Origin of the sequence: Rhizobium sp. SU303 (genome assembly GCF_021052345.1) — a bacterium.
Taxonomy (GTDB): domain Bacteria; phylum Pseudomonadota; class Alphaproteobacteria; order Rhizobiales; family Rhizobiaceae; genus Rhizobium; species Rhizobium laguerreae.
On the sequence record NZ_CP088095.1, the window covers coordinates 3,013,891 to 3,026,186 of the forward strand.

Consider the following 12,296-nt stretch of genomic DNA (forward strand, 5'->3'; position numbering starts at 1 on the left):
CTTTGTGCTTGTTGCCACCGACAATTGCTCATCATCGCCCGCCATCACAACGGCTGATTATTGAACGATCTTGCGCGGGCTCGCCGTGTGTTCTCTCGCCACCGTGCTGGAACTGTCGATTTCCTGAAGCAACACGTCATAGCCCCAGAGATCGGCGAGATGCTGCAGGACGAGTTTCGTGTCATTTTCCTGAAGATAGCAGCCATTCATGACGATGTGCTGCAGCAACAGGCGGCGGTCACCGGCGAGGTCGACATCGACGATATCGATTGCCGGATCGGTCCAGCCGATATCGTATTCGCGGGAGAGCTGGCGGCGGATGCGCAGGTATCCGCGCTCATTATGGATCGCCGAAACCAGTACCCCCTCGGTCTGCTCCGGATCGTCGTAGAGATGGAACAGCCGCAACTGCCGGATCAGGTTCGGGCTCAGGAACTGGCTGATGAAGCTTTCGTCCCGGTAATTGGCCCAGATGTCGCGCAGGACGACCATCGCATCGCCTCGTCCGGCGATATCGGGAAACCATGCACGGTCCTCTTCCGTCGGCATCGTAACGATCCTCTCGATGTCCTGCATCATCGCAAAGCCAAGCGCATAGGGATTGAAGCCCGAGAACCGCCGGTCGTCATAGCTCGGCTGGAATACGACGTTGGCGTGCGACTTCAGGAATTCGAGGAAGTTTCCGTCACTGATCTGCCCCCGCTCGTGAAGCCGGTTCATGATCTGATAGTGGACGAAGGTGGCGGTTCCCTCGTTCATCACCTTGGTCTGCCGCTGGGGATGAAAATATTGCGCGACATGGCGGACAATGCGAAGGATCTCGCGCTGCCACGGCTGCAGCCGTGGCGCCGACTTTTCCAGAAAGTATAGGATGTTGTCCTGAGGGAGCCCGAGGGCGGCGCGGCGCTTTTCCAGGCCGCTGTCGCCCGCCTTCCGCGTCTTGCCGACGGGAACCGTACGCCACAGGTCGTTAAATATCTGCTCCTCGTGGGCGCGGCGCTCCTGCTGCCGCTTCTCCTCCTGGCGAAGGTCAATCGTGGTCTTGCCCGCGTATCGATGCACCCCGTGCGACATCAGCGCATGGGCTGCGTCGAGCGTGCGCTCGACGACCGCCTCGCCGTAACGTTCCTCGCAGCGGGTGATATAACCCTTAGCGAAATCGAGGTAATCGAGGATGCCCTCCGCATCGGTCCAGAGCTTGAAGAGATAGTTGTTCTTGAAGAAGTGGTTGTGGCCGAAGGCCGCATGCGCGGTGACGAGCGTCTGCATCGTCGCCGTGTTTTCCTCCATCAGGTAGGAAATGCAGGGAGAGCTGTTGATGACGATCTCATAGGCGAGGTCGCGCATCCCGCGACGGTAGAAGGTTTCGTGATGCGCAAAGTGTTTGCCGAAGGACCAATGGCGGTAGAAGAGCGGCATGCCGGTCGAGGAATAGGCATCGAGCATCTGTTCCGAGGTGATGACTTCGATCTGGTTCGGATAAACGTCGAGGCCGAGTTCGCCGAGCGCGATCTCCTCGCAGGCGTCGTGAATGCGCTGGAGCGTTGAAAAGTCCCAGTCGGCCCCCTCGAACAATAGCCGCTCTGGTGGCCTCATCGTCATGGTCATGGCGTCACCTTCGACTGTGCGTCACGTTTCTGGAAGAGATCGTGGAAAACAGGGAATATTTCGTTTCGCCGGCAGACCTTGCGCATCGAAAGCGGCTGCAGTTCAGAACGGATCCCGTCATAGAGCATCCAAAGCGGCGAGCGGGATACCGAGGAGTCACCGCCTTCTTCGCCGACTTCGATATAGGCGAAATACTGGCACAGCGGCAAAATCTCGCGCAGCAGCTGTCCGCTCAGGTTCCCGTCCGAATGAGCGTTGTCGCCGTCCGAAGCCTGGGCGCCATAGATATTCCATTCCGCCGGATCGAAACGCGCCGCGATGATCGCCCGCATTGCCGCTAGCGCACTGGAAACCAGCGTGCCGCCCGTTGCCGGGCCATAGAAGAAGGTTTCCTCGTCGACTTCCTCGGCCTTGTCGGTATGGCGGATGAAGACGATCTCCACTTTCTTGTAGCGCTTCGACAGGAAAAGGTAGAGCAGCAGATAGAACCGCTTCGCCAGATCCTTCATGTGTTCCGACATGGAACCGGAGACGTCCATCAAGCAGAACATCACCGCCTTCGCCACAGGCTTCGGCTCGTTTTCGAAGCGGCGATACCGCACGTCGAGCGGATCGATGTAGGGAATGCGCCGGCTTTTTTCCGTCAAGGATTTGAGTTTTGCCTCAAGCGCCAGCCGGCTCTCGTCGTCCTCGCATTCCTCGATCTGCCGCTGCAGGGCTTCGATTTCTTCGCGGCGCGGACGGTGAAGCGCGACACGGCGCATCATCGCGAGCCTGGTCGTGCGACCGACGGCAATGTTGGACGGCGATCCCGACACGGAATAACCGGCACGGAACGGAGTTTCCTCCTCGGTTTCGGCCAGGCGCCGCTTGGCAAGGTCGGGCAGTTCCAGATCGTCCAGGAACACATCGAGGAATTCCTCGCGCGTCAGCACGAAGCGGAAGCCGTCCTCGCCGTCGCCCTCACCCGCATCCTTGGGTTTTCCGCCCCTGCTCCCCGGCGGGCGCGGAAGAATGTCGCCTTCGACGAAGGCCCTGTTTCCAGGCAGGATATGGTCGCGGATGCCGCCGTCGCCCTTTCTCAAGTTCGGCTCGGCCATTCCATCGATCGGCAGGCTGATTTCCCCGCCGTCGAGCACATCGCGAATGTTCCGGTTTTGCAGAGAACGCTTTACCGCCTGCTGCACGGCGCCTTTCATGCGCCGAAGAAACCGTTGCCGATTTTCCAGACTTTTACCGCGCGGATTTAGCCGACGGTCGACAATGTGCATATTGGCTCCACATTAACTTGCCTGTTTGACGCGCATGTACCATTCGACGAGGCGCCGAACCTGCCTCTCCGTGTAACCCCGCGCGGCCATGCGCGAGACGAATTCGCTGTGCTTCTTTTCCGTTTCGGAATCCTTCTTCGATCCGAAGGAAATGACCGGCAAAAGATCTTCGACCTGCGAGAACATTCGCTTTTCGATGACTTCCCGGATTTTCTCGTAGCTCGTCCACGACGGATTCTTTCCGCCGTTGGCTGCCCGCGATCTCAAGCAGAACTTGACGATTTCGTTGCGGAAATCCTTCGGATTGGCGATCCCCGCCGGCTTTTCGATTTTCGTCAGTTCCTGGTTGAGGAGCTCGCGGTCGAGAAGCTGGCCGGTATCGGGATCCTTGAAGTCCACGTCTTCGATCCAGGCATCGGCATAGTCCACGTAGCGGTCGAACAGATTCTGTCCGTAATCCGCATAGGACTCAAGATAGGCCTTCTGAATCTCATTGCCAATGAACTCTGCGTAACGCGGCGCAAGATCGGCCTTGATGAATTCCAGATATCGCTTCTCGACATCGTCGGAAAACTGCTCGCGGCGGATCGACTGCTCCAGCACATACATCAGATGAACGGGATCGGCGCCGATATCCGTGGTGTCGTGATTGAAAGTGGAGGCGAGCACCTTGAAGGCGAAGCGGGTCGATATGCCGTCCATGCCCTCGTCGATGCCGGCAGCGTCCCGATATTCCTGGACACTGCGGGCCCGCGGATCCGTCTCCTTCAGGCTTTCACCGTCATAGGTGCGCATCTTCGAGAAGTATGTCGAATTCTCATGCTTGCGCAGGCGTGAAAGCACGGAGAAGCGGGCCAGCATTTCGAGCGTTGCCGGGGCGCATGGCGCATCGGCGAGTTCCGATCCCTCGATCAGCTTCTCGTAAATCTTCTGCTCCTCCGTCACGCGCAGGCAGTAGGGCACCTTGATCACGCAAATACGGTCGATGAACGCTTCGTTGTTCTTGTTGGCCTTGAAGGTCTGCCATTCCGCCTCGTTCGAATGCGCAAGGACGATGCCGGAGAAGGGTATGGCGCCAATATTCTCGGAGCCGATATAGTTCCCCTCCTGCGTCGCCGTCAGCAGCGGATGCAGCATCTTGATCGGCGCCTTGAACATTTCGACGAATTCGAGCACGCCCTGATTGGCGCGGTTGAGGCCGCCCGAATAGCTGTAGGCATCGGGATCGTTCTGGGAATAGGTCTCCAGCTTTCGGATGTCGACCTTGCCGACCAGCGACGAGATATCCTGATTGTTCTCATCTCCAGGCTCGGTCTTGGCGATGGCGATCTGGCGCAACCGCGAAGGCTGTACTCTGACGACGCGGAAGCGGGAAATATCGCCTCCGAAGTCGTCGAGCCGCTTTAGGCACCACGGGCTCATCAGTCCGCTCAGGCGCCGCAGGGGAATGCCGTATTGCTCCTGCAGGAGCGATCCCATTGTGTCCGGGTCGAAGAGGTTGAGCGGACTTTCGAAAACGGGGCTGACCTCGTCACCGGCCTTCAGCACGTAGATCGGATGAACCTCCATCAGCAGCTTCAGCCGCTCCGCCAGCGATGACTTGCCGCCGCCGACCGGGCCGAGCAGATAGAGGATCTGCTTGCGCTCCTCGAGCCCCTGCGCCGCGTGCCGGAAGAAGGAAACGATGCGTTCGATTGTCTCTTCCATGCCGTGGAAGCCGGCAAAGGCCGGATAGATCCGAATGGTCCGGTTCATGAAGATCCGGCCGAGGCGGGTGTCCCTGGCGGTGTCGACCATCTGCGGCTCGCCTATCGCGGCGAGCAGGCGCTCGGTCGCATTGGCATAGGCAAGCGGTTCCTTTTTGCAAAGATCGAGATACTCCGAGATCGACATATCGGTCTCGCGACGCGCATCATAACTGCGGGTGAACGCATCAAATACGGATTCGCTCAGCATGGGCCCTCCATTCAAGGTTAATGCCACAGGCTTCAGGTGTCCTTATAACCATCGAGATGGCCATGACGTTCCTGAGAATCAATAGTTTCGTCGGTTATTCCACGCTCACCGGCTGTTTCTAGCAATGCACGAAATTGTGCATCCACCGGTTCTTTAATTACTGTACGAAACTGTCGGTCAGTATAGTTGAGAAAAACGCCATCGCGGTATCAGCACATTTCACGACGTGACAGAAAGATGAAAAAGGTGTGCAATGTCGCCCGTGATTCGATCTCGAAAATCAGCGATCGGCAGGCGGCGAGCCCGCTTCGATCGGTGAATATCGATGTGCGACGGACCATATGACGCTCGAAAATTTGGGATATTCTTAGAGAAATGGGCGCATGACGATCATGCGCCGGATATTGCTATCATGTCTCCGCAGGCCTCTCAGCCGTTGAACGCATCCTGGAGCGCAGCGACATCGATTTTGACCATGCCGAGCATCACTTCGGTTACGCGCTTGGCCCGCTCGCGATCGCTGTCGGCGATCATCTCGGAAAGCACGCGCGGCACGATCTGCCAGGAAAGGCCCCAGTGGTCCTTCAGCCAGCCGCACGCCTCCGGCGTGCCGCCATTGGCGAGGAATGCCTCCCATATCCGATCGATCTCGGCTTGGTTTTCCACGAGAATCGCAATCGAGAAGGAATGGTTGAAACTATCGAGCGGGCCGGCCTTCATGGCCAGGAAGGCCTGGTCGGCGAGCGTGAACTCGATCAGCTCGACGCTGCCGGGAGGCCCGCTCGGCGTTTCCGCCGGCAATATGGTGGTGCGGCCGATCCTGGAGTCCGGGATAACAGACACGTAGAATTCGACGGCTTCGCGCGCTTCCTCGGCGAACCAGAGATTTGAAACGACCTTCGGCATGAAACGGCCTCCTTGTTGATGGGTGTTGATCCGGACTGCTGTCCGATGACCCAAGGACGCCCCACCGGCACCAGTTCCGACACGCCGCGATCGAAATTTTAGCTCCGCCCGCCCGCATGGCGACCACAGCCGGGCTCGGCCGCGGCATTGCCGCCCGCAACATACCGCTTGGAATAGCGCCGGCTCGGGAATGAAAGCAGAACATCTTTTCTGGTCTTTCCTTCCCGAATCACTACATTACGCGCCATGAGCAATAGTTTCGACGATATGCCCTTCTTCGACGAAGAGCCGGGCGAGATGGCGCGCAAGCCGCAGCCGCCTGCCACGCCCGCCGAAAGGGCGTCCGCCGCCGGTGGCGGTATCGCCGCCCGCGCCATGGCGGCTCGCGACGGCGGCAAGCGGCCGGATTATCTCGCCGGGCTGAACCCCGAGCAGACCGAAGCCGTCGAAACGTTGGAAGGCCCGGTCCTCGTGCTCGCCGGCGCCGGCACCGGCAAGACCCGTGTACTGACGACCCGCATCGCCCATATCCTCAATACCGGCCGCGCCTTCCCCTCGCAGATCCTCGCCGTCACCTTCACCAACAAGGCGGCCCGCGAGATGAAGGAGCGTATCGCGTTGCTGGTCGGTGGCGCCGTCGAAGGCATGCCCTGGCTCGGCACCTTCCATTCGATCGGCGTCAAACTTCTGCGCCGCCACGGCGAGCTTGTCGGCCTGCGCTCCGATTTCACCATTCTCGATACTGACGACGTCGTCCGCCTGATCAAGCAGATCATCCAGGCCGAAGGCCTCGACGATAAACGCTGGCCGGCCAAGCAGTTCGCCGGCATGATCGACACCTGGAAGAACAAAGGCCTCGGCCCCGCCGATATCCCCGAAGGCGACGCCCGCGCCTTTGCCAATGGCCGCGGCCGCGATCTCTATTTTGCCTATCAGGCGCGCTTGACGACGCTGAACGCCTGCGACTTCGGCGACCTGCTGATGCATCCGATCGCGATCTTCCGCAAGAACCCGGATCTCTTGAAGGAATATCACGGCCGCTTCCGCTATATCCTCGTCGACGAGTATCAGGATACTAACACGGCCCAGTACATGTGGCTCAGGCTTCTCGCCCAGCGCCCCAAGGGCGAGCCGCAGAACGTCTGCTGCGTCGGCGACGACGATCAGTCGATCTATGGCTGGCGCGGCGCGGAGGTCGACAATATCCTGCGCTTCGAAAAGGATTTCCCCGGCGCCAAGGTGATCAAGCTCGAGCGCAACTACCGCTCGACCGAACATATCCTCGGGGCCGCCGCCCATCTGATCGCCCATAATGAGGGCCGCCTCGGCAAGACGCTGTTCACCGACCGCTCCGATCCGGACGACGTCAAGGTGCAGGTCCATGCCTCCTGGGATTCGGAGGAGGAAGCCCGCGCCATCGGCGAGGAGATCGAGCAGCTCCAGCGCGGCAAGCATCTCTTGAACGACATGGCGATCCTCGTGCGCGCCTCCTTCCAGATGCGCGAATTCGAAGACCGCTTCGTCACCCTCGGCCTCAACTATCGCGTCATCGGCGGCCCGCGCTTCTATGAGCGCCTCGAAATCCGCGATGCCATGGCCTATTTCCGCCTGGTTGCTCAAGCCTCTGACGACCTCGCTTTCGAACGCATCATCAACACCCCGAAGCGCGGCCTCGGCGACACGACGGTGCGGGCGCTGCACGACTATGCCCGTGCCCGGGATATCCCGATGCTTGCGGCAGCAGTCGACATCATCGAGACGGACGAGCTGAAGCCGAAGGCGCGAAAAGCCCTCTTCGACGTGATTCAATCTTTCCGCCGATGGCAGGAACTGCTTGAAAACACGCCGCATACCGAACTTGCCGAGCAGATCCTCGAAGAGTCCGGCTATACCGACATGTGGAAGAACGACAAGAGCGCTGAAGCCCCCGGCCGCCTCGAAAACCTCAAGGAACTGATCCGCTCGATGGAAAGCTTCGAGTCGATGCGCGGCTTCCTCGAACACGTCTCCCTGGTGATGGATGCCGAGACCAACGAGAACCTCGACGCCGTCTCGATCATGACGCTGCACTCGGCCAAGGGCCTGGAATTCGACACCGTCTTCCTGCCAGGCTGGGAGGAAGGCCTCTTCCCGCACCAGCGCTCGCTGGATGAGAGCGGCCGCGCCGGCCTGGAGGAGGAACGCCGCCTCGCCTATGTCGGCATCACCCGCGCCAAGCACCGCTGCCACATCTGGTTCGTCTCCAACCGCCGCATCCATGGCCTCTGGCAATCGACCCTGCCCTCACGTTTCCTCGACGAACTGCCGGAAACCCATGTCGAGGTCGCCGAAATGGAGCAGAGCTACGGCGGGTATGGCCGCGGCGGCTACGGCCAGTCCCGCTTCGACAAGGCCGAACCCTTCGCCAACTCCTATTCCACTCCCGGCTGGAAACGCGCCCAGGCCAACAAGACCGACGCCACACGCGACAATTGGGGCACCCGCTCCGGCCACGCCGTCGAACGCATCGGCTATGGCGAAAGCGGCCCGAAGGGGCGCACGATCGAAGGCGAACTGGTGGCGAAATCGACCTCGTCGGAACCGTCGAGATTCACCCTCGGCGATCGCGTGTTCCACCTGAAATTCGGCAACGGCAACATCACCGGCATCGAAGGCAACAAGCTGACGATCGAGTTCGACCGGGCGGGACAGAAACGGGTGCTGGACGGATTTGTCGAGCGCGTGTGACCTCGCGTCAGGACGACGCGAAAACGCTCACCCGAGCATCCGCATCCTTCCGAGCCCGAGAATATCGTTGACGAGCGCAATACCCATTCCCGCGGCGACGATTCCCAACCCGATCAGAAAGAGCCGGCGAGATCGGTCATAGTTGGCGGCAAACAGGGAGTCCCGCGCCAGCAGATCGGCAAAGACCTTCACCTGGACGGCGATGCCCACGGTCAGGAACAGCATCGGCAGGATATCGATGCGGCTCCAGTCATTGGGATTGGAAACCCAGACACTGATGAAATTGAGCGAGAAGCCAAGGATGATCCCGGCCGCCGTCAGCGAGCCGTTGCGAAACGTCGCATCGATCTTTTCGTCGGGATCCGGCTCTGACATGGTTTCGCTTCCGGCTTGCTTCCAAGGGTAAGAAAGGCAGAATTCATGACCCGGAGCAAGGTCGGCCTGACGTCACCTCTCGCAGAAAGCAGATGAAATGTCGCAGCCACGCAAACCCGGGCACTCCGCCCATAGCTCGTCCGCACTGCGTTACGGCAATTTCGGGTCAACATCGGCATGGATTTAGTCGCGCTCAGACACCGATCGCCCCGTCAACTCTCGCAATGATCGTATTAGAGCGCTCTGTTTTGGCGACTTACTACCGCTAGTGCCAGAATTAACACTTGCGCGTCCGCGCCTGGAAATCCACTAGTTGATCCATTCAGTGTGCTTGGCGTCTTACACTGCAATAAAGCGAAGGGATTGGCCTTGATGAAAGCGCTGCTGCTCGTCGACATTCAAAACGGCTTCTGTCCGGGCGGCAATCTACCGGTGCCGGAGGGCGACAAGGTTGTTCCCGTCGCAAACAGACTGATCGACAGCGGCAAATACGATCTGATCGTCGCCTCGCAGGACTGGCATCCGCCGGGCCACGGCAGCTTCGCCTCCGCCCATCCCGGTGCCGCCCCCTTCGAGATGGGCGAACTGTCGGGCAAGCCGCAGATGATGTGGCCCGATCACTGCATTCAGGGTACGCTCGATGCCGAACTGCACCCCGAGCTCAAATCCGAAGAGATCGACCTGATCCAGCAGAAGGGCGAGGATCCTGATATCGATAGTTATTCGGCCTTCCGCGACAATGACCGCGATGCCTCGACCGGCCTTTCCGATTTCCTCGAGGATCAGGGCGTCACCGACCTCGACGTCTGCGGGCTGGCGACCGACTATTGCGTCAAGTTCTCCGCGCTCGACGCACTGGAAATGATGCCCGGTGTCCGCGTGCGCTTCATCGAGGACGCAAGCCGCGGCATCACGCCCCAAGGCGCCGCCGCCGCCATAGAGGAAATGCGGGCGCATGGCATCGCGATCATCGACAGCGCCAAGGTCGTGGCCGGCTGATTGAGATCAGCGACAAAAGGCAATGTGGCGGATGTCGGATCGGCACAGGTCCATTCGTCCTTGGCTCTGAACACACCAATCATGGGAGTTGAGAGATGAGAAAGCTTGTTACCGCAGCCTTCGTGAGCTTGGATGGCGTCATGCAAGCGCCGGGCGCGCCGCAGGAGGATCCGACCGGCGGCTTCACCCTTGGCGGCTGGACCGTCAATTACTGGGACGAGTCGATGGGCGGTTTCATGGACGGGATTTTTACCGACCCCTTCGCGCTGGTGCTCGGCCGCAAGACCTACGAGATCTTTGCGGCGCACTGGCCCTTCGTCGGCAAAGACGATCCCATCGGAAAAGCCTTCAATGCCGCGACCAAATATGTCGCGACCACTTCCGCCGAGCCGCTCACCTGGGAAAATTCCGTTGCGCTGCGCGGCGATGCCGCCGCCGAAATCGCCCGGCTGAAGCAGCAGGACGGTCCCGACCTCCTGACGCAGGGCAGCAGCGGCCTGCTGCAAACCCTGCTGGCGCACGACCTGATCGATGAACTCCGGCTCCTGACCTTCCCGCTCATCCTTGGCCCCGGGAAGCGCTTGTTCGGCAAGGGCGCCAGGCCGGAGGCACTGAAGCTCACGGCCAACTCGGTATCGACGACCGGCGTCATCATGAGCGTCTACGAGCGCGCCGGCGCGGTCGAAACCGGCAGCTTCGGAATGCCCGAGCCTTCGCAAGCCGAAATCGCACGCAGAGAACGGATGAAGCGCGAGGGCTGAGACGCGCCGGCGCGTTCTTCAGGGACCAGCGCTTCATCGAGGATGCCCGCCGCGACAGCGTGGAGGTGTTGCGCGGATAAGCTGCTGACCGGCGTCTTATTTCAATACGTAGGCGTCGAACGTCTCATCGCTTCCGGCAACCGGGCCGAAGCGCTTGATAAGGCTTGTCGCGCTCTGGAAAGCAGAAATGTCTTCCGGCGTCAGAGACAACCGCCAAACGTAGCTTTCACGCAGGGAGACGGGCGCAGCAATCTGATCAAGCCGTTGCGAAAGAAGAATGACAACGGGCACATGCTCACTCTGCTGCAATCGACGTGCCGTTTGCAGAATATCAGCAAGGCTGAGCGAAAGCCTCGCGTTCCGGGTATATCGCACGATGGCGCCGAACCGCTCCTCCCGCAGGAGATAGGTACGATTGGAGACGTAATAGGGCAAGGCTTCCACGAGATAGTCGGGATCCGCCATGATGACCGCGTCCTTCAGATCAGGGCGCGATTGCATGAACGCACCGAAATCCTTGCTTCGGCTCAGGGGTATTTCGGCTATGAAGGCCCGATTGACCTTTTCGATACCGGACACGACCTGTAGCGCCAGCAATATCAGGAAGCACAGGCGCCCGAACCTTACGATGCCGCCAGCAGCCTCGATGCCGGCAGCGCCCGCCCCCTCGTGCTGAGTATGTCTGGTCAAGGCGACGATCGCGATCATGAAAACCAGCCAGAGCGCCTGATGTCTGTATCCGCCCGGATAGACAAGCGTAAAAAGCAGCGAAAGCCCTAACAGAACCAGTCCGGCTGCGATCATCGCCGGCCGCCGGTTCGCCAGCGCCAACAGGCTGGCGTAGATGAGCACGGACATCAACGCTACGAAAATATGGGAGGCCAACGGATATGCCACGACCAATTCAAGGACGCGGTTGGGATAGAATTCCATAAAATGAGAACTGGGCACGGCAAGCGCACCGAGGGCAAGCAAAGCGAAATTCTTGCCGCTGAGATCGTTCTGTCCCGTATCATTGAAGGTTGGATAGACCGTTACGAAACATAGAATAATTCCAACCGCGGCAATGGCGGCAGCTGTCGCAAAGGGCCGATATCCCGTCAAAGGACGCCGTGGTCGCGCCAGAAGCAGATCGAAAAACCAATAGGCGAGGAAGCCGCCGACGAGCACGACCGAATGGACGTTGGTATTTGCCAGCAAGGCAAACAACAGGCCGAGCAATAACCCGTTGCGTGTTCCTTTCTCCCAATTCAGGACGATAAGAAAAATCACCAGCATGCTGATGCCGTAATTTCGCGACATCGCGGCGTAGTCGAAAATCGAAAAGCTGCTGAACAGCGACAGCAGCATGCTGGAAAGCGGCAATTTCAGCCTGAAAATGAGCAGATAGACCGCCGCCGCCGCAATCGTCAGGGCGACGACCTTCAGGACGACAGGTGAGCCGACCACGACATAGGCGGCGCGCAGTAGAATATACCAAAGAGCAGGATGACCCTCGCCATGCATCTGGCGAAGCATATCGATGAAATTATCCCCCTGGAGGGCGAGTGACAATGCACGAACCTCGTCACGCCAGACCGTTTCGGACCAGCAAAGCGCAGATGCCAGCGTAAGCCAGACCGTAAACATCAACGCCTTGCCGAGCTTGGCGGATCGAGGTTCATCGATAGCAGAAACAATCACGGCCAAAAAA

At 59.6% G+C, this 12,296-nt stretch carries 9 protein-coding genes; 3 read left to right on the top strand and 6 right to left on the bottom strand.

The genetic code is table 11. The features are described 5' to 3' along the window. Positions 1–57: 57 nt before the first annotated feature. From RlegSU303_RS15145 to RlegSU303_RS15160, 4 genes are all read right to left on the bottom strand, one after another. Positions 58–1,608 carry a SpoVR family protein gene (locus RlegSU303_RS15145; protein WP_131719142.1) on the bottom strand — a complete coding sequence of 517 codons (1,551 nt, stop codon included), beginning with the start codon at positions 1,606–1,608 and terminating at the stop codon, positions 58–60. After that, a complete protein-coding gene (locus RlegSU303_RS15150; protein ID WP_017961268.1) occupies positions 1,605–2,879 on the bottom strand; it encodes a YeaH/YhbH family protein in 1,275 nt (424 codons plus the stop codon). Before RlegSU303_RS15150 ends, RlegSU303_RS15145 begins: the two co-directional genes overlap by 4 nt. A gap of 12 nt (positions 2,880–2,891) precedes the next feature. After that, the gene (locus RlegSU303_RS15155; RefSeq protein WP_017961269.1) at positions 2,892–4,835 is read right to left on the bottom strand and encodes a PrkA family serine protein kinase; all 1,944 of its coding nucleotides are present in this window, start codon (positions 4,833–4,835) and stop codon (positions 2,892–2,894) included. Positions 4,836–5,264: 429 nt separating this feature from the next. Further along, positions 5,265–5,741, bottom strand: a complete 477-nt coding sequence (locus RlegSU303_RS15160; protein ID WP_131719143.1) for a VOC family protein — start codon at positions 5,739–5,741, stop codon at positions 5,265–5,267. Positions 5,742–5,987: 246 nt separating this feature from the next. Between RlegSU303_RS15160 and RlegSU303_RS15165 the strand changes: the two genes are divergently transcribed. Then, complete coding sequence (locus tag RlegSU303_RS15165; protein ID WP_131719144.1) at positions 5,988–8,468, top strand: ATP-dependent helicase; 2,481 nt, start codon at positions 5,988–5,990, stop codon at positions 8,466–8,468. 27 nt (positions 8,469–8,495) lie between these two features. On the opposite strand, the gene RlegSU303_RS15170 is transcribed toward RlegSU303_RS15165, so the two are convergent. Then, positions 8,496–8,843, bottom strand: a complete 348-nt coding sequence (locus RlegSU303_RS15170) for a hypothetical protein (protein WP_017961272.1) — start codon at positions 8,841–8,843, stop codon at positions 8,496–8,498. A 372-nt stretch (positions 8,844–9,215) separates the two neighbouring features. Between RlegSU303_RS15170 and pncA the strand changes: the two genes are divergently transcribed. Both pncA and RlegSU303_RS15180 read left to right on the top strand, forming a co-directional pair. Next, positions 9,216–9,842 carry a bifunctional nicotinamidase/pyrazinamidase gene (gene pncA, locus RlegSU303_RS15175; RefSeq protein WP_026158767.1) on the top strand — a complete coding sequence of 209 codons (627 nt, stop codon included), beginning with the start codon at positions 9,216–9,218 and terminating at the stop codon, positions 9,840–9,842. A 95-nt stretch (positions 9,843–9,937) separates the two neighbouring features. Continuing rightward, on the top strand, positions 9,938–10,603 hold the full coding sequence (locus RlegSU303_RS15180; protein ID WP_017961274.1) for a dihydrofolate reductase family protein: 666 nt from the start codon (positions 9,938–9,940) through the stop codon (positions 10,601–10,603). A gap of 96 nt (positions 10,604–10,699) precedes the next feature. Here RlegSU303_RS15180 and RlegSU303_RS15185 read toward each other — a convergent pair whose 3' ends face one another. Next, positions 10,700–12,292, bottom strand: coding sequence for a hypothetical protein (locus RlegSU303_RS15185; protein WP_131719145.1), 1,593 nt, complete (start codon positions 12,290–12,292; stop codon positions 10,700–10,702). Positions 12,293–12,296: the final 4 nt, after the last annotated feature.